The sequence below is a fragment of the Zoogloea sp. LCSB751 genome, from assembly GCF_002028455.1.
Lineage (GTDB): Bacteria > Pseudomonadota > Gammaproteobacteria > Burkholderiales > Rhodocyclaceae > Zoogloea.
In genome coordinates this window covers 140,695-165,974 of record NZ_MWUM01000008.1, presented here as the reverse complement: position 1 = coordinate 165,974, position 25,280 = coordinate 140,695, and the positions used below count along the sequence as shown (strand labels likewise).

Below are 25,280 nucleotides of genomic sequence, written 5' to 3'. Positions count from 1 at the left end.
CGCCCATGGATAAACCGTCCGGCCGCCGCGGCCACTTTGCTCCACCACGCCTGTCCCTGCGCTTCGCCGCGGTGTGGCGGCGCAACTTCCTGGTCTGGAAGAAGCTCGCCCTGCCGTCCGTCGTCGGCAACCTGGCCGACCCGGTGATCTACATGCTGGGCCTCGGCTACGGCCTCGGCATGCTGGTTCCGCAGGTCGAAGGCGTGTCCTACATCGCCTTCCTGGCCGGCGGCACCCTGTGTTACTCGACGATGAACGCCGCCACCTTCGAGGTGCTGTACTCCGGCTTCTCGCGCATGCACGTGCAGAAGACCTGGGAAGCCATCATGAACGCCCCAGTGGCCCTCGACGACATCGTCGCCGCCGAACTGGTGTGGGCCGCCAGCAAGGCCACGCTGGCCGGCACCGCCATCCTGGCGGTGATCGCCGCCTTCGGCTTCACCGCCTCGCCGCTGGCCCTGGCCGCCATCCCGGTGATTTTCCTCACCGGCCTGTGCTTCGCCGCCCTCGGGCTGATCATGACCGCCCTGGCGCCGAGCTACGATTTCTTCATGTACTACTTCACCCTCTTCATCACGCCGATGACCCTGCTGTCCGGCGTGTTCTTCCCGCAGAACCAGTTGCCCGACGCCATTCGCAGCATCGCCGACGCGCTGCCCCTGAGCCACGCGGTGAGCCTCGCTCGCCCGCTGCTGCTCGGCCAGGCGCCACAACACATCGCGCAGCACGTCGGCGTGCTGGCCGCCATCACCATCGTGGCCTTCTGGCTGGCCCTGGCGCTGACACGGCGGCGGTTGCTGAAATGAGAACCCCATGAACACTTCCGACGACACCCTGCTGGTGTTCACCAACCTGCCCGACGCCGACGCGGCCAATACCCTCGCCGCGCTGCTGATCGAGCGCCGCCTGGCTGCCTGCGTCAACATCCTTGCCCCATGCACCTCGGTCTATCGCTGGCAGGGTGCCGTCGAAACGGCCAGCGAAGTGCCGCTGCTGATCAAGACCACCCGCGCCCGCTACGCCGAGTTGCAGAGCGCCGTGCGCGAGGCCCATCCCTACGAACTTCCGGAGCTGATCGCAGTCCCTGTCACTGAAGGCCTGCCCGGTTACCTGACATGGGTCGCCGCCGAAACCCGGGCTACTGACTGAACGTCCCAGGCACCATGCGCAGCCCGAGCACCATTTCTTGATCCATTCGCGGGGCGGCACGGCCGCGCTGCCCCTACACTGCCGGCCATGATCCGAATCCGCACTTTCTTGCTGCCCCTTCTGTTCTTCACGCTATCCCTGCTCGGCGGCCTCGCCCGCGCCGCCGAAGAACCGCTGCCGGTCGACCAGGCCTTCCGCGTCTCCGCCCGCGCGGTGGACGACCACACCGTCGAAGTACGCTTCCAGATCGCCGACGGCTACTACCTGTACCGCCACCGCTTCAAGTTCCAGGCCGAGGGCGTCACCTTCGGCGAAGCCTCCATCCCGCCCGGCAAACCGAAAAAGGACGATGCCTTCGGGCAGGTGGAGATCTACCGCCACGAGCTGGTCATCCCCGTCCCCATCGTCACCGGCAAGCCGCCCTTCGAGCTGGAAGTCAGCAGCCAGGGCTGCGCCGACATGGGCATCTGCTACCCGCCGCAGAAGCAGAGCTTCACCATCGCGGCAGCCGGCTCCGACGCGGGTTCCGGCAGCTTCCTGGCCCGCGCGCTGGGCAAGGCCGACGCACCCGCAGCCAGCGCGGCCCCTGCCGCTGCCGCGCTGGCAGACGACGACCATGACGAATCCGGCCGCGTCGCCCGCCTGCTGTCCGGCGGCAGCACCGCCACCATCCTGCTCAGCTTCTTCGGCTTCGGCCTGCTGCTGGCGCTGACGCCCTGCGTGTTCCCGATGATCCCGATCCTGTCCGGCATCATCGTCGGCCACGGCCACGCGATCACCAAGGGCCGCGCCTTCGGCCTGTCCACCCTGTACGTGCTGGGCATGGCGCTCACCTACGCCGCCGCCGGCGTCGCCGCCGGGCTGTCCGGTACGCTGCTGTCCGCCGCACTGCAAAACCCCTGGGTGCTCGGCACTTTCTCGTTGGTCTTTGTGGTGCTGGCCGGTGCGATGTTCGGTTTCTACGAACTGCAACTGCCCATCGCGCTGCAAAGCCGCCTGTCCGACACCGTCAACCACCAGGGCGGCTCGCCCGGCGGCATCCTGCTGATGGGCGCGCTGTCGGCGCTGATCGTCGGCCCCTGCGTCGCCGCACCGCTGGCCGGCGCCCTGCTCTACATCGCCAAGACCGGCAACGCCGCGCTCGGCGGTGCCGCGCTGTTCATCATGGCCCTCGGCATGGGCGCCCCGCTGCTGCTCGTCGGCGTGCTTGCGCGCAGTGCGCTACCCAAGCCCGGCCCGTGGATGGAAGGGGTCAAGCGCGCCTTCGGCGTGATGCTGCTGGGCGTCGCCATCTGGCTGGTCACGCCGGTGCTGCCGAGCGTCGTGCCGATGCTGGCCTGGGCCGGCCTGCTGGTGTTCTCGGCGATCTACCTGCACGCCCTCGATCCGTTGCCGCCCCACGCCAGCGGCTGGCAGCGTTTCTGGAAGGGCTTCGGCGTACTCGCGCTGATTGCCGGCGCGGCGCTGTTCATCGGTGCCATGGCCGGCTCCCGCGATCCGCTGCAACCCCTCGCCATCCTGCGCGCCCAGGCTGCCAGCGCGCCCGCCACGGCCGAAACCAGGTTCCAGCGCGTCGCCTCGGTGGAGGAGCTCGATCAGCTCATCAAGAGCTCCACCCGCCCGGTGATGCTCGACTTCTATGCGGACTGGTGCATCTCCTGCAAAGAGATGGAGCGCTTCACCTTCGCCGACCCGGCCGTCGCCAAGCGATTGGCCGGCTTCCAGCTCGTGCAGGCCGACGTCACCGCCAACAACGATGCCGACAAGGCCCTGCTCAAGCGCTTCAACCTCTTCGGCCCGCCCGGCATCATCTTCTTCAAGGCCGGCGGCGAAGAGCGCCAGAACCTGCGCGTGATCGGCTTCCAGGAAGCGGAAGTCTTCGCCAAGGTGCTCGACGCAGCCCTGTAGGATCGCGGCAAAATTCTCAAGAAAATCAGCGTCGATCCGCTATAATCGCCACCCTGAATCGAGGAGCGCTGCAAGACCGCCGGGTGCAAGGCCCGCCGTCCCAGGCTCGATGTCGGTGCCGCGAGGTTTTTCTCTGCGTCACCCGCAACTGCGCTCACCCGTCCATGCTTGTTTGCAAACCCGTGCCGGGCACGGGGAGACGCGGTGAGCCTTCATACCAAGCCACGCGTAGTCCCTTCCCGGCCACATGTTCGAGGAGTTCTCATGAACGCTGTGGCTGAAAAGTTCACCGATTTCGTTATTGCCGATATCTCCCTGGCCGACTGGGGCCGCAAGGAGATCAAGATCGCCGAGACCGAGATGCCCGGCCTGATGGCCATCCGCGACGAGTTCGCCGCGGCCCAGCCCCTCAAGGGCGCGCGCATCACCGGCTCGCTGCACATGACCATCCAGACCGCGGTGCTGATCGAGACGCTGACCGCTCTCGGCGCCGAAGTGCGCTGGGCCTCGTGCAACATCTTCTCGACGCAGGACCACGCTGCTGCTGCCATCGCCGCGCAGGGCATCCCGGTGTTCGCCGTCAAGGGCGAATCGCTGGCCGACTACTGGGATTACACCCACCGCATCTTCGAGTGGCCGGCGGCGGCGAGTGGTGAAAAGATCTATAGCAACATGATCCTCGACGACGGCGGCGACGCGACCCTACTGTTGCACCTGGGCGCCCGTGCCGAGAAGGATCTGTCCGCCATCGCCAAGCCCTCGTCCGAAGAAGAAACCATCCTCTTCGCCGCCATCAAGGCCAAGCTGGCCGTCGATCCGAGCTGGTACTCCGTGCGCCTGGCCGCCATCAAGGGCGTCACCGAGGAAACCACCACCGGCGTGCATCGCCTGTACCAGATGCACCAGCGCGGCGAACTCAAGTTCCCGGCCATCAACGTGAACGACTCGGTCACCAAGTCCAAGTTCGACAACCTCTACGGCTGTCGCGAATCCCTGGTGGACGGCATCAAGCGCGCCACCGACGTGATGGTGGCGGGCAAGGTCGCCGTGGTGTGCGGCTACGGCGACGTGGGCAAGGGCTCCGCCCAGGCCCTGCGCGCCCTCTCTGCCCAGGTGTGGGTCACCGAGATCGACCCGATCTGCGCGCTGCAGGCCGCCATGGAAGGCTACCGCGTGGTCACCATGGAATATGCCGCAAACAAGGCCGACATCTTCGTGACGACGACCGGCAACTTCCACGTCATCACCCACGACCACATGGCCGCCATGAAGGACCAGGCCATCGTCTGCAACATCGGCCACTTCGACAACGAGATCGACGTCGCCTCCATCGAGAAGTACCAATGGGAAGAGATCAAGCCCCAGGTCGACCACGTGATCTTCCCGGACGGCAAGCGCATCATCCTGCTCGCCAAGGGCCGCCTGGTTAACCTCGGCTGCGGCACCGGCCATCCGTCCTACGTGATGTCCAGCTCCTTCGCCAACCAGACCATCGCCCAGATCGAGCTGTACACCCGCACCGCCGACTACCCGGTGGGCGTGTACACGCTGCCCAAACATCTGGACGAGAAGGTTGCCCGCCTGCAGCTCAAGAAGCTCAACGCCCAGCTCACCGAGCTGACCGACGAGCAGGCTGCCTACATCGGCGTGCCGAAGGCCGGCCCTTACAAGGCCGAGCATTACCGCTACTAAGCTGGCCCCTGCCCGTCGGCGCTGCGCCGACGGGCCCGAGAGGAAATCCCGTGCCGAACAAGACTCCCTTCTCCATCGAATTCTTCCCGCCCCAGACCCTGGAAGGCGTCGAGAAACTGCGCGCCACCCGTGCCCAGCTGGCCGTGCTGCAGCCCGAGTTCTTCTCGGTCACCTTCGGCGCCGGCGGGTCCACCCAGGCCCGCACTTTCGAAACGGTGTTCGAGATCCAGCGCGAAGGCCACCAGGCCGCGCCGCATCTGTCGTGCATCGGCTCGACCCGCGATCACATCCGCGAGATCCTGCTGCGCTACCGGGCCGAAGGCATCCGCCGCATCGTCGCCCTGCGCGGCGACCTGCCCTCCGGCGTCGGCGATCCGGGCGAGCTGCGCTACGCCAACGAGCTGGTGGAGTTCATCCGTGCCGAAACCGGCGAGCACTTCCATATCGAAGTCGCCGCCTACCCGGAATACCACCCCCAGGCGCGCAGCCCGAAGGACGATCTGCTGGCCTTCAAGCGCAAGGTCGATGCTGGCGCCAACTCGGCGATCACCCAGTATTTCTACAACCTCGACGCCTACCTGCACTTCCGCGACGAATGCGAGCGCCTCGGCCTCAGCGTGCCCATCGTGCCGGGCATCATGCCGATCGTCTCCTTCTCCAAGCTGGCGCGCTTCTCCGACGCCTGCGGCGCCGAGATCCCGCGCTGGATGCGCCGCAAGTTCGAAGCCTTCGGCGATGATTCCGACTCCATCAAGGCCTTCGGTCTCGACGTGGTCAGCGAGCTGTGCGCCAGGCTGATCGAAGCCGGCGCACCTGGCCTGCACTTCTACAGCATGAACCAGGCCGGCCCCACCATCGCCCTGTGCGAACGGCTGGGCATCGGTCAGGTCAACACCAGGCAGGGCTGAGCGCCATGCGCGATCCCTACGAAGTCCTCGGTGTCGCCCCCAGCGCCTCGGCGGAAGTCATCAAGACCGCCTACCGCAAGGCGGCGCGCCTCTACCACCCGGACCGCAACCCCGATCCGGGCGCCGCGGCGCGCTTCCGCGACATCCAGGCGGCCTATGATCTGCTCTCCGACGAGGCCAAGCGGCGCGACTACGACGCCCTGCGCCAGCGCAACCTCATCGACGACCCGCTGCAGGAGGCCACGTCCCTGTGGGCCTCGTACATTGAAAAGGTAATTTCTTGACCTCGTTTTACTTCGAAGACATTTTCGAGCGCTACGCCAGCGAAATCGACGACCTGCGCTCCGACTCGGAAGGCAAGGACGTGCTCAAGAAGCGCGTCCGCGAGAAGCACAGCGAATTCCCCTTCCTGCTCTCGATGATCGACACCGCCCCCGAGATGGTGGCCTCCGCGCTGCATGGCGCCTTCCGCTTCAGCGCGCCCAAGGCCCTGCACGCCGCCTCGCACACCGAACCCGGCGACGGCAGCTTCCCGGCCTGGGACGAACTCGCCGAATCCCTCGACATCGCCCCGTGGGCCCAGCCGCTCATCGCCCAGAGCCTCAAGCAGGACGGCGGCGCCGACTTCCTCGTCACCGCCGCGGTGCTCGAATGGATGCTCGGCAGCGGCGCCATCGCCCGTGCTGCCACGCCCAGCACCAGCGATGAAGACGAAGACAGCGACGACCTCGGCGAAGCCGGGGAAGAATGGCTGTCCGAACAGGGCTTCGACGCTGTCGACCGTTAATCGAAAGGTTTTCTCTCCATGTCTGAGCTTGTCATCAAGCAAACCCACGCCTTGATCCAGGCCGGCGAAATCGCCGAAGCCGAAGCCAACCTCGCCGTCATCGCCGAACAGGAAGGCGACCACGCCCTGGTGGCGGTGCTCGACGAGATGGCCCCCAAGGACGTCCTGGCCGTCATGCGCGAGTTCGACGCCAGCAAGGAATCGGTCATCAACCTGCTGGTCAGCCCCGAGCAGTTCGTCCAGGCCATCCTCCTCGAACGCCAGTACGGCGAGCCCCTCGAGAAGTACGTGCCGCGCCTGCGCAACACCATGAACGCCGTCATGCACCGCACCGGCCCGTCCTGCGCCGAAGTGCTGGAATGCCTCGCCGAGCACGACGAAGGCGTGCGCCTGCTGGCCGACTACTTCATCGACCACTACGATTCCCTGCTCGCCCTCGCCTTCCACGGCGTGTTCGAACAGGAGATCGATGCCGAAAAGGCCTTCGCGCCCAAATCCGCCATCACCTGGGACGCCGAGCGCGTGGACGAGCTCGACCAGGGCCTGGAGATCGGCGATGCGGTCGAGATGGTGCGGGTCCGCATGTCCCGCTCCGAAGTGGCCGACAGCGACTGGATGGAAACCGCCTGGGTGCTGCGCCATGAGTTCCAGGACACGTTCGAGCTGCTCGTCATCGAGATCCAGGACCGCCTCCAGCGTGCCGCCGAAGCCGCCCGCCTGCCCGCCGAAGCCGAACCGGGCGTACCGCGCCTGGAAGAGGACGACGAAGAATCCGCGATCTGATCCGACGCCCATGTCCATCGATACCGCACTCGCCACCGTCGACACCAGCCCCTATTTCGAACGGGTGCTGCGTCACGCGCTGAAGAACCACCACGTGGATGCCGCCCGCCTGGACGGCATCCGCAAGGAAGGCGCCAAGGGCATCGTGCAGCTGGCCGCCTATTTCGGCACCGCCAACCTGCGCCCCGAGCTGGAAGCCGCCCGCAACCGGCTGGTGACCCTCGTCGGCCTGGCCCTCGAAGCGGAATCCGGTGGACGCATGGACGTCGCCACCCAGCTGCTGCGCGACAAGACGCTGCTGGCCCTCTCCAAGGCCGGCGCCGACCGCCTGCGCAAGCTCCACGCCCTGCCCAGCGAACGCCTGCTGGCCGGCCCCGAGGTGTTGCGCGAGAACGAGAAGGACTTTCTCGACAAGCACACCTCGGTCACGCCGATCACCTACTCCCGCTACCTCGCCGAACAGCGCGCCCGCGAGCAGCACCAGCACCACATCGAACTGGCCTACTGGCTGGCCGGCAAGTTCGGCGTGAGCCGCGACGACGCCACCGAATGGCATGTGTTCAGCGAATCGGTGATCAACAGCGCGCTGCTGATCCTCCTCAGCGAACGCAAGCCCGCCGGCTTCTTCAGCGTCGACCGCTTCATGAAGCTTCACGAAGCCGCGCTCAAGAAGCGCAGCCCCGCCTTCCCGACCCTCGACGCCTGGCTGGAGGACGCCCCCGCCCACCTGCGTGGCCTGATGGAAAAGGAGAAGGAGCGCTTCATCGCCAAGGTGCTGCCGGTGATCCGCGAAGTCCCCGCCACCGAGCTCTACCGCAATCAAGACCGCTTCTCCGGCCTGTTCTTCTTCGACACCAGCTCCGTCGACGAGATCACCCACCACGACAAGGCCCGCGCCGAGGAATGGCTGCGCATCACCGGCCGCCAGGGCGACCACACCGACGTCCAGTGCGGCGTGCTGCTGATGGTCGCCACCGGCATCGAACCCACCCGCAACCTGCGCAAGAAAGACGCCCTGCAGATCTGGGACAACTTCCGCGACACCGGCTTCGACGAACAGGCCGTCGCCCACTTCATCGAAAACGTCGTCCCCTTCGAATACCAGGCCGACGTGCGCCGCATGTGGCTCGAAGACCTCGGCCCCGAAGCCCGCATGCAGCTCGACCACCACGACGAAGGCGACATCCTCGATTATCTGCAGGACACCTGCCGCGCCAGCTGGAAAAAACGCAGCTAAGCCCCGGCATCACGCCAAACCCATGACAGCCCCATATCCGCAAGGCATCCCTTGCGGATAAACTCGCGCCTCCAGCAACCGAGAGCCGGCAGCAGACCGGCTCCGTCACCTTGTCCATGGAGACTGTCATGGGATTTTCCGCCCGGGGCCTTTGCGCCCTGACCACCCTGCTCGGCAGCCTGTTGTTTGCCAGCGCCCCGCTACACGCCGCCCCCGAAGCCCCCACCGCGACCGACACCATCCGCATCGGCCAGAGCCTCGCCCTCAACGGCCCCCTCGCCGAGCTCGGTACCGAACTGCGCGACGGCGCCCAGGCCTATCTCAAGTGGATCAACAGCAAGGGCGGCATCCACGGCAAGAAGATCGAGCTCGTCAGCGCCGACGACGCCTACGTGCCCGAACGCGCGGTACAGAACGTCAAGAAACAGCTCGACAACGACAAGGTGCTGGCCTTCCTCGGCATCATGGGCACCGCCAACTACTGGGCCGTCATGCCCCTGCTCGACGAACGCAAGGTCCCCTCCGTCGCCCCCTACACCGGCTCCGACGACCTGCGCAGCCAGGCCTCCCCCTACACCTTCTGGGTGCGCGCCAGCTACGGCGACGAAGCCGAGAAGATCGTCCGCCAGCTCACCACCACCGGCGTCACCCGCATCGCCGTCTTCTACCAGGACGACACCCTCGGCATCTCCGGCGTGGACGGCGTCACCAAGGCCCTGCGCAAGCGCAACCTGACCATCGCCGCCAAGGGCTCCTTCGACAAGAACACCCTCGACGTCGCCCCCGCCGTGCGGACCATCACCGCCGCCGACCCGCAGGCCGTGATCATGTTCAGCACCTACAAGGCCACCGCCGCCTTCGTCCGCAAGCTCAAGCAGAGTGGCAACGCGGCCCAGCTGTTCGCCGTCTCCGTCGTCGGCGTCAAGGCCCTCAGCAGCGAACTCGGCGCCGACGCCACCGGCATCGCCATCTCCCAGGTCATGCCCTACCCGTGGAACGCCGCGCTCCCCCTGGTGCGCGAATTCGAAACCATCCCCAAAGCCCTGCAACCCGCCGCCGGCCTCACCTACACCACGCTGGAAGGCTTCATCTCCGCCAAAGTGCTTGTCGAAGGCCTGCGCCGCGCCGGCCCTCAACCCACCCGCGAAAAACTCACCGCCGCCCTCGAAAGCCTGCACAACTACGACGCCGGCGGCTACACCCTCGACTTCGGCCCCGGCAAGCGCCAGGGCTCCCACTTCGCCGAAGTAACCATCGTCGGCAGCGGCGGCAAGCTGATGCGCTGAACGCGCAGCAGACACCAGGGGAGCCCGGAGGCCAAGGCCAACCGCGCTGAATCCTTCGAGCCCCCCTGAAACGCAAAAGTCAGAAGCGCCGTCACAATCACGACACAAATCTATTGCACAATCCAGACCACGCATGGTAGGGTGCGCCACCAATTCACCAAGAAGCCCGCCATCAACCGGGGCTTTTCGTGAATTTCAATAGCGCCTATCGCGCAAGCAGCGGTAACCCTCCCATCCAGACGCAGCGTCCCGAATTTGCCAGTCATGGCGCCAACGGAACGCCCGGATGCGAAGCCTTCCCCTTCTTGAAAACAAACCGGCGGACAAGCCATAGCGCGTCATCGCGTTTGGCACCGGCAAGCACGGCGTACCCACGACACCAGGGGCAATCGGATTTGCTCGATCGTGACGTTGCGCTCCTGGAGTACGCCTCAAGACACGGTAAGCCTTGTCTTGTTAAATCCATTCTGCATGGCACGCGCCATCTCAAAAAATAAACTATGCACAACAACACACCCATCACCGTAGGCCGCTTTCGCGTTTCCCCCATGACCAAACAGCACTCCGACGGCGGCTTTGCTGCATCGGTGTCCATTCACTCGGGCAGAGGCACATCCACCACGACCCGGATCATGCGTTTCAAACCCAGCTTCACGAGTCAAACGGCAGCCCTGCATTACGCATCGACCGAAGGCGTCGCCTGGGCCCTTCAGAACTGACAGCAAGCCCACACACAATGGACCGCGAGAGCCGGCCACCAGCAACGCTCTTGTAGTTCTCATCGTCATGCCTCGGCCCGTATGATGTCGATCATGCGCACAGCCATCCTCACCCTGCTCTTCGCCCTGTCACTGACCGCCTGTTCGACGATGCCGCCTGAAGGCGTGCATCCCGTAACGTCTTTCGACATCAATCGTTACCTCGGCCAATGGTATGAAATCGCCCGGCTCGATCATTCGTTCGAGCGCGGCATGAGCGATGTGAATGCCACCTACGCGTTGCAGGAAGACGGCAGCGTCAAGGTCATCAATCGCGGCTACGACACCCGACGCCAGGCCTGGAAAGAAGCCATCGGCCGTGCGCTGTTCACTGGCGACAAGGACACGGGATCGCTGAAGGTCTCGTTCTTCGGGCCCTTCTACGGCGGCTATCACGTGATCGCGCTCGATCAGCAGCACTATCGCTGGTCCCTCGTCGCCGGCCCCGACCGCGATTACCTGTGGATTCTGGCCCGCGACACGACACTCCCCGCCGATGTTCGCCAGCAACTGCTGACCCAGGCGCAAGCCCTGGGCTTTGCCACGGACAAACTGATCTGGGTCGATCACCAGCGCACCGCCAGGCCTTGAGCCAGACACGCTCGAAGTCATTTCTGCGCCACGCGAAATGACTTCGGTCAGCGCCTAAAAGCATTCTGAGTCCTACGAAAAAATTTCGGGGCGCCCAGAATACTTATCGCATATCACCGAATCCTCTTCGTCACCTCGCGAATCATCTTCGCCACTTCGCGAAGTCCAATCGCCGCTTGCCGAACTCACTTCCGGGCCTTCGAGTGCGTCATGTCACAGCCCAAAATGCATAAGCCGGCGTAGTGTATCGAGCATAGACAGCGTCTCCCGTCTCTTGCCCACCGCACACACGCCATGGCCAATCCGAACAAAGTCCGCATGTCGCCGCAGCACCTCAAGGCTGACGAAGATACCTACCGCGCCCTCAAAGGCATCCCCCACTACCAGTCCTACAAGGACGACTACAGCTTCCCCGCCGTCAGCGCCGCCTACGAAAAGCTGAACGCCGCCCACGAAGCCGAACTCCACGCCCGCCACACCCACGCCGCCACCCGCGACGCCCTCATCGCCGCCCAGCACGCATTCCACGAACTGATCCTCGGCGTGAAAAGCCAGGTCAAGGCCATCTACGGGCCGGATTCGGACGAACTGGCCGCGCTGGGGTTGAAGAAGCGGTCGGAGAGGAAGGGGCGAGGGAAGGCATCGACCAGGTCCGTGGGTAAATCTGACGAAACGCCGGCATGAACGGCCATCTGGATCGACTGTTGTTTGCGCAGGGCGCGCAGATGCTTCTTCTGCAGTCCGGTAATCGGCCGGAGCCGATGGTCGCGCAGAGAATTGAGAACGTTGGCTTTCGGCCAGTAACGGTCTTTCGTGTCACTTGCTCCAAGCGACCGCTTCGACCGAAATGGAAACCACCGATAGTCATGACAAGTAGTGCTATTGCTCTATCGCGCCACCGCCAATGCGGCACTAAAGACCGCAGCGAATCAGGGACTTGAATGGAACCGTCAGCAATCGACGGTTTTGTCCCAAGCCATTTCTGGGCGAGGTATAAGGCAGCGTTTAGCCATATCGGAGTCTCGCGCTGAATGCCGAGCATTCGGCGCGAGGCAGCATCAAGCGTTGAGTCCCGCTTCCTTGCGTCTCTGAACCAGCAGCGCGTCACCCAACTCGCGGACTTCTCCCGCGATCATGTAGCAGGCCCACAGGTAATCGTCCCTGTGGCTTTGCGCCATCCGCCGGAACGCGTCACCGGCATCGCCGTAGGTCATCGCCAGCAAGGCCTGCAGTTGTGCGAGGCGGGCTGACATCTGGTCGGTCAGGGCCATCGCATCGGTTTCATCGTCGAGGCGGTACAACGGACTGCTGGTGGCGGGAAAATACAGTGGTGTGCTCATTGCCCGCACCTCCCGAAGGGAAGCGCGTCTGCAGATTGGCTTGGTGGAATAGGCGCGGGCAAGCGTAAGCACGCCAGGACTGAAATGGTCATGGTGGGAACTCCTTCGTTGCGGACTGAATCCGCCCTCCGTCGCCAAACGGGGGGCGGGCCAAAGCGGGGTTGGCGAACCGGAACGAAGGCACCGGCAGGGCCGAAGCCCTCCCCACCCGGCCCGCCATTGATCAGGACGCACCAAGGGTGTTGCAGACAAAAAAAGGCCGCAATGCGGCTGAAATGTCTGCCTTCGTTGATCCAGGTCGCCAAACCCGTATCGCTGTTGTCTCAGCGACGCGCGGAATATTGGCCGGGCTGCGACATGGCGTCAAGAACGCAGCAGCAAAGTGTGGAGCGATCTCCCGTCAGCCCGGAGATCAAGGAACCGAGCGCACACGGCAACCGCTTTGGCATAATTCACTCCACCATCAATTCAGCGTCATACGTGATGCAAGGGTGAACGGATGCCATTCACGCCATTCCACTTCGGCCCCGGCGCAGCCTTGCATGCGCTGGCGCCGCGCCGCATCAGCTTTCTCGCCTTCTGCGCGGCCAATGTAGTCGTGGATGTCGAGCCCCTGTATTACATGCTCACCCACCAGTATCCGCTGCACCGCTTCTTCCATACCTTTGTGGGGGTCGCCGTCGCAATCGGGCTGACGGTGGCCTTGTTCATCGGGCTGTTGAAAGTGGGTGCCAAAGTCCACTGCATTCCGAATCTGTTCGGCTGGAAGTCGCTCACCCTGTTGCCTGTTGTCATCGGTGCCGTGCTCGGTAGCTATACCCATATCGTGCTGGACGGCCTGATGCATGGGGATATCCAGCCGCTCGCACCATTCAGTACGGCCAATCCCTTTCAGGGGCTGGTATCCCTTGGGGCGTTGCATTGGTTATGCATCTATGCGGGAGCGTTCGGGCTGGTCACGATGGCGATACGAAAACTCCAGTGTCGGCGAAGGGCTCAGTCAAGTCGGCCCTGAATGGCCGGCTCCCTGTGCCCCGATTCACAGACCGGACCATCACAGAAACATACAATGATGCTGAAAACATTCCCCATCGACTCCGAGAAGAGAAATATGAAACGCGTCCTTGTTCCGGCAATTGTTCTGGCCGGCGCCATCGGCATGCTGAGTGGCTGTGCAACCGAAGATTCCCGCAGTCTTGCCGTTGCCAAATCCGCGTCGGCGGCGCGCCCCTATAGCGGCGTGCGCAATCCCATTTCCGTGGGCAAGTTCGACAATCGCTCCACGTTCATGCGCGGCATTTTCACCGACGGAGTAGACCGCCTCGGCAGCCAGGCCAAGACGATCCTGATCGGGCATCTGCAGCAGAGCAATCGCTTCAACGTGCTGGACCGCGACAACATGAGCGAGATCAAGCAGGAGGCGGCGCTCAGCAAAACGACGCAGACCTTGAAGGGCGCGCGTTTCGTCATTACCGGCGACGTCACCGAATTCGGCCGCAAGGAAGTCGGCGATCACCAGTTGTTCGGCATCCTGGGGCGCGGCAAGCAGCAGATCGCCTATGCCAAGGTCACGCTGAACGTGGTGGATGTGCAGACCGCCGAGGTCGTTTATTCGGCCCAGGGCGCCGGCGAATACAGCCTGTCCAACCGGGAGGTGATCGGTTTCGGCGGCACGGCCAGTTATGACTCGACCCTCAACGGCAAGGTGCTCGATCTGGCAATACGCGAGGCGGTGGACAGCCTCGTAGGCGGCATCGAAAGCGGCGCCTGGCGCCCCGCCAATTGATCCGCGCCGACGCCCTCGCCATGTATCGCCTTTACAGAAGTGGTTTGCTGGCCGCGGCGGTGCTGACCGCCGCGCTGACGACGGGCTGCGCCAACCGCCCGCAGTCCGTGTATTACTGGGGCGACTATCAGCCCCAGGTCTACACCTATTTCAAGGGGGAAAAGGGGCCGGAGGATCAGATCCAGGCCCTGGAGGCAACGCGTGAGAAAGCCGCGGCGCAGGGCAAGCCCCTGCCACCCGGCTTTCAGGCCCATCTGGCGATGCTGTACGGTCAGAGCGGGCGCGCCGATCGCATGAAGCAGAACCTCGAAGCAGAGAAGCAGCAGTTTCCGGAAAGCACGACGTTCATGGATTTCCTGCTGAAGAAGGTCTCCCCCTGACGGTCCGTCGAGGCACACGATGAAAGAGAAATACGCCATGAAATGGACCACCCTGCTGGCCGCCGCCTTGCTGCTGGGCGGCTGTGCGACGCAAGGCAAGAAATACGATTACTCGGCTTTCCAGCAAAGCCGTCCAGCCTCCATCCTCGTCCTTCCGCCCCTCAACGGTTCGCCGGACATCGGCGCGACCTACAGCCTGTGGTCGCAGACGACGCTCCCGCTGGCCGAGTCGGGCTATTACGTGCTCCCGGTGACGCTGGTCGACGAGGCCTTCCGGCAAAACGGCATGACGGCGCCCGCCGACATCCACGAGATTTCCATCGGCAAACTGCGCCAGATCTTCGGCGCGGATGCGGCGCTGTATATCAACGTCAAGCAATACGGCACGTCTTATATGGTGGTGTCGAGCGAGACGCGGGTGACGGCAAGCGGCAAGCTGGTGGATCTACGTTCCGGGGCAACCCTGTGGGAAGGCAGCGCAACGGCTTCCACCAGCGAGACCGACAATAATTCCAGTGGCGGTATAGCGGGTTTGCTGATCAAGGCCATCATTTCCCAGATCAGCGACACCCTTTCCAACCGGGGGCACGCCATTGCCGGCATCACCAGCAGCCGTCTGCTCTCTGCCGGGCAACCCAATGGGATTCTTTACGGTCCGCGCTCACCGAAGTATCTGAAGGACGGCTCGCCGACTCCTTGATAACCGGAAGGGGCGTGCCCCCAAGCAGCAGCCGCCCAGGCAGCCGATGCATTCCCAGCGGATCGTCGCGCGCCACCTTACGCGGGCGCCGTTGATCTATCCGACGCGGGTGGGCGATTTCCCTGCCGGCTGCCTGTCGCGCATTTCGGCAGCGCTGATCCGGTGTGCGCGGGGCACGGAATGAATGAGCCCCGCTCAAGGCGGGGCTCATCGCTTTGCATCGGGAATGGCTCAGGCCTTCTTGCGACGGAGCAGGCCGACGCCGGCAAGCCCCAGTGCGACCAGTGCCATGCTGCCGGGTTCCGGCACCGTACCGTTAGGATTGCCGGGATTGACGACCGGTGCATAGCTGCCATCGAACACCCAGCGGCGGATGTCGTGGTCCGCGGTGGCTGCGCCGGTACCGGAGGTGAAGCCGATGTAGGCATTGGTCGTACCGAGGATGGACACGAGATCCACGGTGTAGCTCACCAACGCGTTGGTCGGGCGGGTGTCGGTAAGGGCCAGACGCACTTCCAGCTCATCGGTCACACCGTTGTAATCAACCCACGCATGGAAGATCTTCTGGCTGTCGAGCAAGTCCGGCAGGGTGTCGGCGCGGGCCACGGAGCACACGCTGCCATTGACGTTGATCCCGACGTGGTTGTCGTTGTTTCCGTCGCAGAAACCGTTGTTCCAGTTGTCGAACTCGACGCCGACGCTCTTGTTAAGCCCCTCGTAGCCGATACCGCCGCCGCCGCCGCCAGCGGTGTTGGAGACGGTCTGCACGGCGAACACGATGCCATCGGCTCCACCACCGCCTTGATTGGTGAACTGGAACTCGAAATAGCTGCTGAAGGAGGCATCCGAGGCCAGGGAGAAGGGCGAAGTCAGGAATGCACTGCCGGATTGCCCGTAATTGTTGGTCAGGCGCAGCACACGCTGGTCACCCGCGTTGGGGCCAACCACGCCCTGCCCACCGGAGTTGATCACGGAGGTGACGCCATTAAGGGTGAAAGCCGACAGGTCGTTGAAATTCTGGAGGTTGAGCAAAGCATGTGCCGGCGTGGCCGCAACGGCCAGAGCTGCAAATGCAAAGCCGGACAGGCCACGGCTGGTTTTTTTGGCAAGCTTGGTCAGGCAGGACATGTTTTCTTCTCCTCTGGGAGCTTTAGTAGTCGAGATCACTTTTCATCATCTCATGCACAGTCCATGCCACCACTTCCACATCTTTATGCTTTTTCACTTCCGCACAAAATCCCTTGTCTTTTCATAGACCTGAAGAGACGGAGAGATTCCCTATGGAATATGCCAAATACAAACCAAAGCAAACCACGACATCACTGTAAAAATCCTCGACGCGTCAGCACCTAACTGCCCGCGGGCGGCTTGCCGAGCATCGCCCGCAAATTGGCAATCCGCGCCCGCGCGTCTTCCTTGCTGACCGGTTCGGGGTTCTTGCGGTCGCTGCGCTTGATGCCCTCCATGCCCATTTCGTCGATGAAGCGCGACGGGTCGCAGGTGCGCACGTCGCGGCCGGCCTTGCGGCGTTCGCAGTAGCTGATGGTGAGGCTGCGCTGGGCGCGGGTGATGCCCACGTACATCAGGCGGCGCTCTTCCTCGATCTTGTCTTCGTCGATGGACGACTGGTGCGGCAGCAGGCCTTCCTCGACGCCAACCAGGAAGACGTGCTTGAACTCCAGACCCTTGGAGGCGTGCAGCGTGGCGAGCTGGACCTGGTCGAGCTCCTCGTCGTCCTTGTCGAGCATGGTGATCAGGCTGATGGTCTGGATCATGTCCGACAGGGTCTTGCCGTCTTCTTCGCCCTTGCGTCCGAGCCAGCCGGTGAAGTCGCCGACGTTGCTCCACTTGGTCTCGGCCTCGCGGGGCTCGCAACTCTCATACAGCCAGGCTTCGTAGTTGATGGCCTTGAGCATGTCGTTGATGACTTGCCCGGCGGGTTCGCGCGGGGCGCGGTGAGCCATGCGGTTGATGAAGTGGCAGAACTCCCGCACGGTCTCGAGCTGGCGCGTATTCACATGCTCGGAGACGCCTTCCTCGAAGGCCGCGGTAAACAGGCTGATGTTGCGGTTCGAAGCGTAGCGGCTGAGGGCTTCGATGGAGGCGGCACCCACGCCACGGCGCGGCACGGTGATCGAGCGGATGAAAGACAGGTCGTCGTCCTCGTTGGCGATCAGGCGCAGGTAGGCGCACAGGTCCTTGATCTCGGCGTTCTCGAAGAAGCTGCGCCCGCCGGAGATGGCGTAGGGGATCTTGTGGTTGCGCAGCTGCTGCTCGAACAGGCGGGCCTGGTGGTTGCCGCGGTAGAGGATCGCGTAGTCCTTGAAGTGGGTGCGGTTCTCGAACTTGTGGGCGGAGAGCTTCATCACCACCGCTTCGGCCTCGTGCTCGGGGGTCTGGTAGGCCACCACATTCACCGGGTCGCCGGCGCCATGCTCGGACCACAGCTTCTTTTCGAAGAGCTTCTCGTTGTTGGCGATGACGGTGTTGGCAGCATGCAGGATGCGCGTCGTGGAGCGGTAGTTCTGCTCCAGCTTGATGACCTTCAGCTTGGGGAAATCGACCGGCAGCTGGCGCAGGTTCTCCACATCGGCGCCGCGCCAGGCGTAGATGGCCTGGTCGTCGTCGCCCACCGCGGTGAAGGCCGCGCGCACGCCGGTGAGGAGCTTGATCAGCCGGTACTGGGCGCGGTTGGTGTCCTGGTATTCGTCGACCAGCAGGTAGCGCAGCTTGTTCTGCCAGCGCTCGCGCACCTCGGGGTGCTCTTCGAAGAGTTTGACCGGCAGGCGGATGAGGTCGTCGAAGTCCACGCCCTGGTAGGCGCGCAGGGTCTTGTCGTACTCCATGTAGAGCAGCGCGGCGGCGGACGAGATCTCGTCGTTGGCCAGGTGGGCCGCCTCGTTGGGCTCGACGAGGGCGTTCTTCCAGCTGGAGATCTGCCACTGCAGAGCCTTGGCGCGGTTCTTGTCGGTGCTGGCGGTCATCTCGGCGATGATCTGCGTGGTGTCCGACGCGTCGAGGATGGAGAACTGCGGCTTGAGGCCGAGCAGCGCGGCTTCCTGGCGCACGATACGCACGCCAAGGGCGTGAAAGGTACACACCGTGAGGCCCTTGGTGGCGCGCCCGCCCATCAGCTTTTCGATGCGCTCCAGCATCTCCTTGGCGGCCTTGTTGGTGAAGGTGATCGCGGCGATGTTGTGCGGGTTGAAGCCGCAGTCGCTGATCAGGTAGGCGATCTTCTGGGTGATCACCCGCGTCTTGCCGGAGCCGGCGCCGGCCAGCACCAGGCAGGGACCGTCCAGGTAATGGATGGCTTCACGTTGCGGAGCGTTGAGGAGGAGCGACATGAGCGTGCTGCGGACATCGGGTGGAGCGGGTGCGCATTCTACCGCGCCGCAGGGGCCGGCCTGATGTAAGCTCTTCGCACCATGTCCGTCTTTACTCCCGTCACCGACGCCGACCTCGCAGTCTGGCTGCGCAACTACGCCATCGGCCGCCTGGATGTCCTGCAGGGGATTTCCGCGGGCGTGCAGAACAGCAACTTCTTCGTCACCACCAGCCTCGGCCGTTATGTGCTGACGCTGTTCGAGACGATGCCGCGCGCCGAGCTGCCCTTCTACCTGCACCTGATGGCCCACCTGGCCCGTCACGGTCTGCCGGTGCCGGCACCGATCGCCAATCGCGACAACGAATACCTGGGCACCCTGTCGGGCAAACCGGCGGTGCTGGTCACGCGCCTGGCCGGCAGGTCGGAAATGGCGCCGAGCGCGGCCCACTGCGCACGCATCGGTGCGATGCTGGCCGGCCTGCACCTGGCCGGGCAGTCCTTCGGGCGCAAGCAGGCCAACCCGCGCGGCGCGGAGTGGCGGCACGACTGCGCCGCCCGCGTGCACGCCCATCTACCCTCCGACGAACAGGCCGAACTCGACGCCGAGCTGGCCTTCCAGGCCGGTTTCGATCTGGCCGCCCTGCCGCAAGGCGTGATCCACGCCGACCTGTTCCGCGACAACGTGCTGTGGGACGGCGACTTTGTCGGCGGCGTCATCGACTTCTACTTTGCCGGCGTGGATGCCCTGCTGTTCGACGTGGCGGTGACGGTCAACGACTGGTGCGCCGACGCCAACGGCCAGCTGGATGCGGCGCGGGCCTCCGCGCTGCTTGCCAGCTACGCCGAATCCCGCCCTTTCACGGCAACCGAGCGCAGCGCCTGGCCGGCCGTGCTGCGTGCCGCAGCGCTGCGCTTCTGGCTGTCGCGGCTGGAGGATTTCCACCTGCCGCGCCCCGGCGAGATGGTGCTGGTGAAGGATCCGGGCGAGTATCGGCGCATCCTGCAGCTGCGTGCCCAGGCCCATGATCTACCCGCGCTGCCGGCCTGAAACGGCATGGGCAGGGTTTTGCCGGTTTGAACTGGGTGGGCAATTTGGGCTAGCATCTCGTCGCAGCGCAACATCCTGATTTTCCACCCCGTTTCCCCTCACCCGACAATGACCGAACCGGCTGCCCCGGCACACCACCCCCATAACGCCGCGCGCCATCCGCGCCCAAGGCATGTTTCGCCCTTCGAAAGCCTGGTCTGGCTGAAGGCCGGGTGGTTCTATTTCGCGCGTAATCCGGGGGTCTGGGTCGCCATCAGCGTGATCTTTATCGTCATGCTGTTCGTGCTGGGGCTGGTGCCGCTGCTTGGCTGGGCGGTGGTGCTGATCGGCTTCCCGGTGATGGTGGCCGGCATGGTCCTCGGCTGCCACGCGCTGGCCCAGGGCAAGCCGTTGCACATCGAACACCTGTTCGCCGGCCTCAAGGTGCATGCCGGCAACCTGTCGCTGGTAGGCGTGTTCTACCTGCTCGGCGGCCTGATCGCCGGCTTCGTGTCGGTGCTGATCGGTGGCGGTGCGCTGCTTACCGGCTACATCCTCGGTGCGCTGGCCGGCATCGGCCTGGGCTTGGTCAGCGGCGTGCTGCTCGGCAGCATCGTGTTCTCGGTACTGTGGGTGCTGCTGATCACCGCCCTGTGGTTCGCCGCCCCGCTGGTGGTGCTGCGCGACACCCCACCCCTCGATGCGATGAAGATGTCCCTGTCGGCCTGCTTCAACAATTTCGGCGCCTTCGTGGTTCTGGGCATCCTGATCTACGTGCTGATCTGGGTGGCAATGATTCCCGCCGGGCTCGGCGTGCTGATCCTCGTCCCTGTGCTGGCCGGCACGCTGTACGCGTCCTACCAGGACGTCTTCGGCGACGCGGCGCTGGTGTCCCCCCACGCGGCAGCCCCGGTCAAGGCGGACTGAGCAGATGCAGGCGCGCACTTTGCCGGCCCAGCGCGGCTGGGTCTGGATCGTCGATGGTTTCGCCCTGTGGCGACGCAACCCGGCGCTGATCACCTTCCTGGTCTTCGGTAGTTCGCTGTCCCTGCTGCTGGTCGCCGCGATTCCCTTCATCGGCCAGGTCATCATGTTCCTCGTGATGCCGGCCCTGTCGCTGGGCATCTTCAACGGCTGCAAAGCGATTGCCGAACGGCGCAAGGCCGGCCCCGAGATCCTCGTGTCGGGCTTCCGCCAGAACCTGCAGGAGCAGGTCAAGATCGGCGGCCTCTACTTCATCGGCACGCTGATCGTGCTCGGCCTGAGCATGCTCTTCGACGCCGAAGTGAACAGCAAGCTCTTCAAGGCCGTGCTGGGCAAGACCAGCTGGAGCGAAACCCTCGACGACCCGTCCTTCATCGTCGCGCTGCTGGTCAGCACCCTCGGCTCCACGCCGCTGATGATGGCCTACTGGTTCGCCCCGCTGCTGGCCGGCTGGGGCCGCATCCCGGCCTCCAAGGCGCTGTTCTTCAGCTTCGTCGCCTGCCTGCGCAACTGGCGCGCCTTCCTTGCCTTCGGGCTGGGCCTGATGAGCGTGGCACTCGCTGCCGGCGTCCTGGTCAGCGTACTCGAACTGATCTCGCCGCTGCTCAGCCTGCTGCCAGCCCTGGCCTTCCCGGTGGTTTTCATACCCGTTGTCTTCGCCAGCTTCTACGCCAACGCGCTGGACGTTTTCGATCGAATCGGTCCTGATGATGCAAACTGAACACGCCCTCGGACTTTTCGGCGGCACTTTCGACCCCATCCACTACGGCCACCTGCGCCTGGCCGAAACGGCCCGCGAAGCCCTCAGCCTGGAAAAGGTGCGTTTCATCCCGGCCGGCCTGCCGCCACACCGTGATGCCCCCGGCGCCTCGGCCGAACACCGGCTGGCGATGGCCCGCCTGGCCACCGAAGACAACCCGGCCTTCGAAGTGGACCCGGCGGAGGTGGAGGCCGCCCAGGCCAGCTTCACGATCCTGACCCTCGAGCGCCTGCGCGCCGAGCTGGGCCCGAAGCGGCCGCTGGTGCTGCTCCTCGGCGTCGATGCGCTGCTCGGCCTGCCGACCTGGAAACGCTGGAACGAGCTGTTCGACTTTGCCCACGTGGCCGTCGCCAACCGCCCCGGTTACAGCCTGGACAGCGCACGCATGTCGCCCGAGCTGGCTGAACTCACGCACCGCCGCCACGGCACGCTGGACGCCCTGGAAGGCCGCCCGGCCGGTTCGCTGGTGCAGTTCTCGATGACCCCGCTGGCCATCTCCGCCACCGACATCCGCGCCCGTCGCGGCGCCGGCCAGAGCCTGCGCTATTTGCTCCCGCAGCCGGTTGTTGACTATATTTCCCTGCACCAACTCTATATCTGAATCAATGGAAATCACCCAGTTCGAACAACTCGTCGTTTCCGCCCTCGAAGACATCAAGGGCAAGGACATCCAGGTCATCGACACCACGCGTCTCACCTCGCTGTTTGACCGGGTGATCATTGCCAGCGGCGACTCCAACCGCCAGACCCGCTCCCTGGCCCGCAACGTGGCCGACAAGGCCCGCGAGGCCGGCTTGCGGGTGGTCAGCGTGGAAGGCGAGGAAACCGGCGAATGGGTGCTGGTTGACCTTGGCGACATCGTGGTTCACGTCATGCAGCCGGCCGTTCGTGCCTACTACAACCTGGAAGAACTGTGGTCCGCCACACCAGCACGCCCGTCCCGTCCGGGCAGCGCCGCCGCCCGCGCCGCCTGAGCCCTTCCGCACCGCCCGCGGCGCAGCTGGCGCCGCCCCCCGCACCATGAAACTCCTGCTCGTCGCAGTCGGCACCCGCATGCCGGCCTGGGTCGACACTGCCTTCGACGATTTCGCCAAGCGCATGCCGCGCGAGCTGCCGCTGCAGCTCGTCGAAGTGAAGGCCGAGCCCCGCACCACCGGCAAGACCGTGGAAGCCATGATGGCCCTCGAGGCGGCACGCATCGAGGCGGCCCTGCCGCCGCGCTGCCGGCGCCTGATCCTCGACGAACGCGGCGAGGACCTGACCACCAAGGCCCTCGCCAAGCGCCTGGAGCGCTGGCAGGACACCGGTGACGACGTGGCGCTGATCATCGGCGGACCGGACGGCCTCGACCCGGCCCTGAAGGCCACCGCCCACGAGACGATGCGCCTGTCCAGCCTGACCCTGCCCCACGCGATGGTGCGGGTGATGCTGTCCGAAGCCCTGTACCGGGCCTGGAGCCTGTCGAAGAACCATCCGTACCACCGGGAATGATGCCGTGATCTACCTCGCCTCCAACAGCCCCCGCCGCCGCGAACTGCTCAAGCAGATCAACGTGCGTTTCGAACCCCTGCTGTTCCGCACCGGGGCACGGGCCGACGCGGACGTGAACGAGGACGTGCTGCCCGGCGAGGACGCCTTCAGCTACGTGCAGCGGGTCGCCATGGCCAAGGCCGTCGGCGGCATCAAGCGCATAAGCTGGCGCAGCCTGCCACCGCGCCTGCTGCTGGCCGCCGACACCACGCTGGAGCTCGACGGAGCGATCATCGGCAAGCCGGACAACGCGGAGCATGCGGTAGACATCCTGCGCGCCCTGTCCGGCCGCAGCCACCAGGTCCTCACCGCGGTGGTGGTCGGCAACGGCCAACGCTATGCCCAGCGCCTGTCGGTCAGCGAGGTGCGCTTCCGCGCCCTCGACGAACAGGACATCCGCCGCTACGTGGCCAGCGGCGAGGCCGCCGACAAGGCCGGCGCCTACGGTATCCAGGGCCGCGCGGCGGTCTTCATCGAGGAGATCCGCGGCAGCTACACCGGCATCATGGGCCTGCCGCTGTTCGAGACTGCCGCCCTGTTGCAGGAATTCGGCTATCCTCTCTGACTGACGCCGGCCATCAGAGTCGGTCGCCTATCGGAGGAGAGGACACCAACACACCAGAGGCGCGGCTGACACTGCGCCACCGATGCCGGACGAGCGGCGATCGGCGATGGCACATCCACGCGATGCGTCATCGCCCATCACCGTTTGCCTCCCGCATCATGTCTGACGAATACCTGATCAACTTCACGCCTCAAGAAACCCGCGTCGCCCTCATGCAGCAGGGCGTCGTCCAGGAAGTCCACGTCGAGCGCACGGCCAGCCGTGGCATCGTCGGCAACATCTACCTGGGCCGCGTCGTGCGCGTGCTGCCCGGCATGCAGTCGGCCTTCATGGACGTCGGCCTCGAACGCACCGCCTTCCTGCACGTGGCCGACATCTGGGCCGACCGCCACCATGGCGACGCGCCACGCCCAATCGAACGCATCCTAGCCGAAGGCCAGAACCTGATCGTCCAGGTCCTCAAGGACCCCCTCGGCACCAAGGGCGCGCGCCTGTCCACGCAGATCTCCATCGCCGGCCGGATGCTGGTCTACCTGCCCCAGGACAAGCACATCGGCATCTCCCAGCGGATCGGCGACGAAGCTGGCCGCGAAGCCCTGCGCGAGCGCGTCACGCGCCTGCTACCGCCCGACGAGACCGGCGGCTACATCGTCCGCACGATGGCCGAGAACGCCAGCGACGAAGAGCTCGCCGCCGACATCGCCTACCTGCGCAAGCTGTGGGCCGAGATCAAGAACCGCAGCGTCGGCGCCCGTCCGCCCACGGTGCTGTACCAGGACCTCAACCTCGCCCAGCGGGTGCTGCGCGACCTGGTCACCGACGCCACCACACGGATCGTCGCCGACTCGCGCGAGAACTTCCAGAAGCTGACCAGCTTCGCCACCGAATACATGCCGCAGGTGCTGCCGCTGCTCGACCACTACACCGGCGAGCGCCCGCTGTTCGACCTGCACGGCGTCGAAGCGGAGATCGAGAAGGCCCTGGCCCGGCGGGTGGATCTCAAGTCCGGCGGCTACCTGATCATCGACCAGACCGAGGCGATGACCACCATCGACGTCAACACCGGCGGCTTCGTCGGCGCGCGCAACTTCGACGACACCATCTTCAAGACCAACCTGGAGGCAGCCCAGGCCATCGCCCGCCAGCTACGCCTGCGCAACCTGGGCGGCATCATCATCGTTGACTTCATCGACATGGAAAGCCCGGAACACCGCACCGCGGTGCTCGAGGAGTTCCGCAAGGCACTGGCCCGCGACCACACCAAGATGACCGTGAACGGCTTCACCACCCTCGGCCTGGTGGAGATGACCCGCAAGCGTACCCGCGAGTCCCTCGCCCACCTGCTGTGCGAGCCCTGTCCAACCTGTAGTGGGCGCGGCGAGGTGAAGACCGCCCGCACCGTGGCCTACGAGATCCTCCGCGAACTGCTGCGCGAGGCGCGCCAGTTCAATGCACGGGAATTCCGCGTGCTCGCCGCACCGAACGTCATCGACCTGTTTCTGGAAGAAGAATCCCAGGCGCTGGGCATGCTGTCGGACTTCATCGGCAAGGCCATCTCCCTGCATCCGGAAGCCAGCTACGGGCAGGAACAGTTCGACATCGTGCTGCTCTGAAAACGCCATCCGCATAACCGCACCGATGTAGCGCATCCTACAATTGGCGCGGCTTGCCGCAGTTTTTTGCCCCTGGTCGGTGCATCGAAATATTCAATCGCCACGCGATTGACGCTGCCATCCGGGGCCATTCAGAATTCCGCGCCTAGATCCAGGCAGGAATTTCAG

Annotated in this window: 28 protein-coding genes and 1 riboswitch; of the genes, 25 read left to right on the top strand and 3 right to left on the bottom strand. The window is 64.7% G+C overall.

Features of this window, described 5'->3' with window-relative positions:
- Positions 1 to 5 precede the first annotated feature (5 nt).
- The 13 genes from B4920_RS11670 (at position 6) to B4920_RS11610 (ending at position 11,783) form a co-directional block, all read left to right on the top strand.
- A complete protein-coding gene (locus B4920_RS11670; protein ID WP_079434862.1) occupies positions 6 to 806 on the top strand; it encodes an ABC transporter permease in 801 nt (266 codons plus the stop codon).
- 7 nt (positions 807 to 813) lie between these two features.
- Positions 814 to 1,149 carry a divalent-cation tolerance protein CutA gene (gene cutA, locus B4920_RS11665; protein WP_079434861.1) on the top strand — a complete coding sequence of 112 codons (336 nt, stop codon included), beginning with the start codon at positions 814 to 816 and terminating at the stop codon, positions 1,147 to 1,149.
- Positions 1,150 to 1,236: 87 nt separating this feature from the next.
- Positions 1,237 to 3,057 (top strand): protein-disulfide reductase DsbD, encoded by a 1,821-nt coding sequence (dsbD, locus tag B4920_RS11660; RefSeq protein ID WP_079434860.1) that lies wholly within the window; start codon positions 1,237 to 1,239, stop codon positions 3,055 to 3,057.
- A gap of 54 nt (positions 3,058 to 3,111) precedes the next feature.
- Positions 3,112 to 3,220, top strand: a riboswitch (S-adenosyl-L-homocysteine riboswitch).
- Between the two features lie 101 nt (positions 3,221 to 3,321).
- Positions 3,322 to 4,749 (top strand): adenosylhomocysteinase, encoded by a 1,428-nt coding sequence (gene ahcY, locus B4920_RS11655; protein WP_079434859.1) that lies wholly within the window; start codon positions 3,322 to 3,324, stop codon positions 4,747 to 4,749.
- A gap of 50 nt (positions 4,750 to 4,799) precedes the next feature.
- Complete coding sequence (metF, locus tag B4920_RS11650) at positions 4,800 to 5,657, top strand: methylenetetrahydrofolate reductase [NAD(P)H] (protein WP_079434858.1); 858 nt, start codon at positions 4,800 to 4,802, stop codon at positions 5,655 to 5,657.
- Between the two features lie 5 nt (positions 5,658 to 5,662).
- The gene (locus tag B4920_RS11645) at positions 5,663 to 5,941 is read left to right on the top strand and encodes a DnaJ domain-containing protein (protein WP_079434857.1); all 279 of its coding nucleotides are present in this window, start codon (positions 5,663 to 5,665) and stop codon (positions 5,939 to 5,941) included.
- Entirely contained in the window at positions 5,938 to 6,444 is a 507-nt protein-coding gene (locus B4920_RS11640; RefSeq protein WP_079434856.1) for a hypothetical protein, read from the top strand. The genes B4920_RS11645 and B4920_RS11640 overlap by 4 nt, the downstream gene beginning before the upstream one ends.
- Positions 6,445 to 6,462: 18 nt before the next feature.
- Positions 6,463 to 7,227: a hypothetical protein gene (locus tag B4920_RS11635; protein WP_079434855.1), complete on the top strand. Its 765-nt coding sequence runs from the start codon at positions 6,463 to 6,465 to the stop codon at positions 7,225 to 7,227.
- Positions 7,228 to 7,237: 10 nt separating this feature from the next.
- A complete protein-coding gene (locus B4920_RS11630; protein ID WP_079434854.1) occupies positions 7,238 to 8,464 on the top strand; it encodes a hypothetical protein in 1,227 nt (408 codons plus the stop codon).
- 128 nt (positions 8,465 to 8,592) lie between these two features.
- Positions 8,593 to 9,750: an ABC transporter substrate-binding protein gene (locus B4920_RS11625; protein ID WP_079434853.1), complete on the top strand. Its 1,158-nt coding sequence runs from the start codon at positions 8,593 to 8,595 to the stop codon at positions 9,748 to 9,750.
- A gap of 548 nt (positions 9,751 to 10,298) precedes the next feature.
- Entirely contained in the window at positions 10,299 to 10,469 is a 171-nt protein-coding gene (locus B4920_RS11620; protein ID WP_216819839.1) for a hypothetical protein, read from the top strand.
- A 93-nt stretch (positions 10,470 to 10,562) separates the two neighbouring features.
- The gene (locus B4920_RS11615; RefSeq protein ID WP_079434851.1) at positions 10,563 to 11,099 is read left to right on the top strand and encodes a lipocalin family protein; all 537 of its coding nucleotides are present in this window, start codon (positions 10,563 to 10,565) and stop codon (positions 11,097 to 11,099) included.
- A 294-nt stretch (positions 11,100 to 11,393) separates the two neighbouring features.
- Positions 11,394 to 11,783: a hypothetical protein gene (locus B4920_RS11610; protein ID WP_079434850.1), complete on the top strand. Its 390-nt coding sequence runs from the start codon at positions 11,394 to 11,396 to the stop codon at positions 11,781 to 11,783.
- Between the two features lie 374 nt (positions 11,784 to 12,157).
- On the opposite strand, the gene B4920_RS11605 is transcribed toward B4920_RS11610, so the two are convergent.
- Positions 12,158 to 12,439, bottom strand: a complete 282-nt coding sequence (locus tag B4920_RS11605) for a hypothetical protein (protein ID WP_139379498.1) — start codon at positions 12,437 to 12,439, stop codon at positions 12,158 to 12,160.
- Between the two features lie 499 nt (positions 12,440 to 12,938).
- On the opposite strand from B4920_RS11605, the gene B4920_RS11600 reads away from it, so the two are divergent.
- From B4920_RS11600 to B4920_RS11585, 4 genes are all read left to right on the top strand, one after another.
- The gene (locus B4920_RS11600; protein WP_079434848.1) at positions 12,939 to 13,454 is read left to right on the top strand and encodes a hypothetical protein; all 516 of its coding nucleotides are present in this window, start codon (positions 12,939 to 12,941) and stop codon (positions 13,452 to 13,454) included.
- A 96-nt stretch (positions 13,455 to 13,550) separates the two neighbouring features.
- On the top strand, positions 13,551 to 14,225 hold the full coding sequence (locus B4920_RS11595; protein WP_079434847.1) for a CsgG/HfaB family protein: 675 nt from the start codon (positions 13,551 to 13,553) through the stop codon (positions 14,223 to 14,225).
- Positions 14,222 to 14,605 carry a DUF4810 domain-containing protein gene (locus B4920_RS11590; RefSeq protein WP_254050908.1) on the top strand — a complete coding sequence of 128 codons (384 nt, stop codon included), beginning with the start codon at positions 14,222 to 14,224 and terminating at the stop codon, positions 14,603 to 14,605. The genes B4920_RS11595 and B4920_RS11590 overlap by 4 nt, the downstream gene beginning before the upstream one ends.
- Before the next feature lie 37 nt (positions 14,606 to 14,642).
- Entirely contained in the window at positions 14,643 to 15,305 is a 663-nt protein-coding gene (locus B4920_RS11585) for a DUF799 domain-containing protein (protein ID WP_079434846.1), read from the top strand.
- 231 nt (positions 15,306 to 15,536) lie between these two features.
- Here B4920_RS11585 and B4920_RS11580 read toward each other — a convergent pair whose 3' ends face one another.
- Positions 15,537 to 16,433 carry a PEP-CTERM sorting domain-containing protein gene (locus B4920_RS11580; protein ID WP_079434845.1) on the bottom strand — a complete coding sequence of 299 codons (897 nt, stop codon included), beginning with the start codon at positions 16,431 to 16,433 and terminating at the stop codon, positions 15,537 to 15,539.
- A gap of 221 nt (positions 16,434 to 16,654) precedes the next feature.
- The gene (locus B4920_RS11575; RefSeq protein WP_079434844.1) at positions 16,655 to 18,652 is read right to left on the bottom strand and encodes a UvrD-helicase domain-containing protein; all 1,998 of its coding nucleotides are present in this window, start codon (positions 18,650 to 18,652) and stop codon (positions 16,655 to 16,657) included.
- Positions 18,653 to 18,733: 81 nt separating this feature from the next.
- On the opposite strand from B4920_RS11575, the gene B4920_RS11570 reads away from it, so the two are divergent.
- The 8 genes from B4920_RS11570 (at position 18,734) to rng (ending at position 25,112) form a co-directional block, all read left to right on the top strand.
- A complete protein-coding gene (locus tag B4920_RS11570) occupies positions 18,734 to 19,681 on the top strand; it encodes a homoserine kinase (RefSeq protein WP_079434843.1) in 948 nt (315 codons plus the stop codon).
- A 108-nt stretch (positions 19,682 to 19,789) separates the two neighbouring features.
- On the top strand, positions 19,790 to 20,587 hold the full coding sequence (locus B4920_RS11565; protein WP_079434842.1) for a BPSS1780 family membrane protein: 798 nt from the start codon (positions 19,790 to 19,792) through the stop codon (positions 20,585 to 20,587).
- A 4-nt stretch (positions 20,588 to 20,591) separates the two neighbouring features.
- On the top strand, positions 20,592 to 21,365 hold the full coding sequence (locus B4920_RS11560; protein WP_079434841.1) for a BPSS1780 family membrane protein: 774 nt from the start codon (positions 20,592 to 20,594) through the stop codon (positions 21,363 to 21,365).
- The gene (nadD, locus tag B4920_RS11555) at positions 21,352 to 22,005 is read left to right on the top strand and encodes a nicotinate-nucleotide adenylyltransferase (RefSeq protein ID WP_079434840.1); all 654 of its coding nucleotides are present in this window, start codon (positions 21,352 to 21,354) and stop codon (positions 22,003 to 22,005) included. The genes B4920_RS11560 and nadD overlap by 14 nt, the downstream gene beginning before the upstream one ends.
- A gap of 4 nt (positions 22,006 to 22,009) precedes the next feature.
- Positions 22,010 to 22,378, top strand: a complete 369-nt coding sequence (gene rsfS / locus B4920_RS11550; RefSeq protein WP_079434839.1) for a ribosome silencing factor — start codon at positions 22,010 to 22,012, stop codon at positions 22,376 to 22,378.
- Between the two features lie 46 nt (positions 22,379 to 22,424).
- Entirely contained in the window at positions 22,425 to 22,895 is a 471-nt protein-coding gene (gene rlmH / locus B4920_RS11545) for a 23S rRNA (pseudouridine(1915)-N(3))-methyltransferase RlmH (RefSeq protein WP_079434838.1), read from the top strand.
- A gap of 4 nt (positions 22,896 to 22,899) precedes the next feature.
- A complete protein-coding gene (locus tag B4920_RS11540) occupies positions 22,900 to 23,499 on the top strand; it encodes a nucleoside triphosphate pyrophosphatase (RefSeq protein ID WP_079434837.1) in 600 nt (199 codons plus the stop codon).
- A gap of 158 nt (positions 23,500 to 23,657) precedes the next feature.
- The gene (rng, locus tag B4920_RS11535; protein ID WP_079434836.1) at positions 23,658 to 25,112 is read left to right on the top strand and encodes a ribonuclease G; all 1,455 of its coding nucleotides are present in this window, start codon (positions 23,658 to 23,660) and stop codon (positions 25,110 to 25,112) included.
- Positions 25,113 to 25,280 lie beyond the last annotated feature (168 nt).

What these genes read in the sequence shown, in the direction of transcription:
- B4920_RS11670 (WP_079434862.1), top strand. Translation starts at nt 6, where the DNA reads ATGGATAAACCGTCCGGCCGCCGCGGCCACTTTGCTCCACCACGCCTG.
- B4920_RS11620 (WP_216819839.1), top strand. Translation starts at nt 10,299, where the DNA reads ATGACCAAACAGCACTCCGACGGCGGCTTTGCTGCATCGGTGTCCATT.
- B4920_RS11595 (WP_079434847.1), top strand. Translation starts at nt 13,551, where the DNA reads ATGAAACGCGTCCTTGTTCCGGCAATTGTTCTGGCCGGCGCCATCGGC.
- B4920_RS11635 (WP_079434855.1), top strand. Translation starts at nt 6,463, where the DNA reads ATGTCTGAGCTTGTCATCAAGCAAACCCACGCCTTGATCCAGGCCGGC.
- rsfS (WP_079434839.1), top strand. Translation starts at nt 22,010, where the DNA reads ATGGAAATCACCCAGTTCGAACAACTCGTCGTTTCCGCCCTCGAAGAC.
- B4920_RS11610 (WP_079434850.1), top strand. Translation starts at nt 11,394, where the DNA reads ATGGCCAATCCGAACAAAGTCCGCATGTCGCCGCAGCACCTCAAGGCT.
- B4920_RS11645 (WP_079434857.1), top strand. Translation starts at nt 5,663, where the DNA reads ATGCGCGATCCCTACGAAGTCCTCGGTGTCGCCCCCAGCGCCTCGGCG.
- dsbD (WP_079434860.1), top strand. Translation starts at nt 1,237, where the DNA reads ATGATCCGAATCCGCACTTTCTTGCTGCCCCTTCTGTTCTTCACGCTA.
- rng (WP_079434836.1), top strand. Translation starts at nt 23,658, where the DNA reads ATGTCTGACGAATACCTGATCAACTTCACGCCTCAAGAAACCCGCGTC.
- B4920_RS11615 (WP_079434851.1), top strand. Translation starts at nt 10,563, where the DNA reads ATGCGCACAGCCATCCTCACCCTGCTCTTCGCCCTGTCACTGACCGCC.
- B4920_RS11560 (WP_079434841.1), top strand. Translation starts at nt 20,592, where the DNA reads ATGCAGGCGCGCACTTTGCCGGCCCAGCGCGGCTGGGTCTGGATCGTC.
- B4920_RS11605 (WP_139379498.1), bottom strand. Translation starts at nt 12,439, where the DNA reads ATGAGCACACCACTGTATTTTCCCGCCACCAGCAGTCCGTTGTACCGC.
- B4920_RS11600 (WP_079434848.1), top strand. Translation starts at nt 12,939, where the DNA reads ATGCCATTCACGCCATTCCACTTCGGCCCCGGCGCAGCCTTGCATGCG.
- B4920_RS11585 (WP_079434846.1), top strand. Translation starts at nt 14,643, where the DNA reads ATGAAATGGACCACCCTGCTGGCCGCCGCCTTGCTGCTGGGCGGCTGT.
- B4920_RS11565 (WP_079434842.1), top strand. Translation starts at nt 19,790, where the DNA reads ATGACCGAACCGGCTGCCCCGGCACACCACCCCCATAACGCCGCGCGC.
- B4920_RS11575 (WP_079434844.1), bottom strand. Translation starts at nt 18,652, where the DNA reads ATGTCGCTCCTCCTCAACGCTCCGCAACGTGAAGCCATCCATTACCTG.
- B4920_RS11580 (WP_079434845.1), bottom strand. Translation starts at nt 16,433, where the DNA reads ATGTCCTGCCTGACCAAGCTTGCCAAAAAAACCAGCCGTGGCCTGTCC.
- nadD (WP_079434840.1), top strand. Translation starts at nt 21,352, where the DNA reads ATGATGCAAACTGAACACGCCCTCGGACTTTTCGGCGGCACTTTCGAC.
- cutA (WP_079434861.1), top strand. Translation starts at nt 814, where the DNA reads ATGAACACTTCCGACGACACCCTGCTGGTGTTCACCAACCTGCCCGAC.
- B4920_RS11570 (WP_079434843.1), top strand. Translation starts at nt 18,734, where the DNA reads ATGTCCGTCTTTACTCCCGTCACCGACGCCGACCTCGCAGTCTGGCTG.
- B4920_RS11630 (WP_079434854.1), top strand. Translation starts at nt 7,238, where the DNA reads ATGTCCATCGATACCGCACTCGCCACCGTCGACACCAGCCCCTATTTC.
- ahcY (WP_079434859.1), top strand. Translation starts at nt 3,322, where the DNA reads ATGAACGCTGTGGCTGAAAAGTTCACCGATTTCGTTATTGCCGATATC.
- B4920_RS11625 (WP_079434853.1), top strand. Translation starts at nt 8,593, where the DNA reads ATGGGATTTTCCGCCCGGGGCCTTTGCGCCCTGACCACCCTGCTCGGC.
- rlmH (WP_079434838.1), top strand. Translation starts at nt 22,425, where the DNA reads ATGAAACTCCTGCTCGTCGCAGTCGGCACCCGCATGCCGGCCTGGGTC.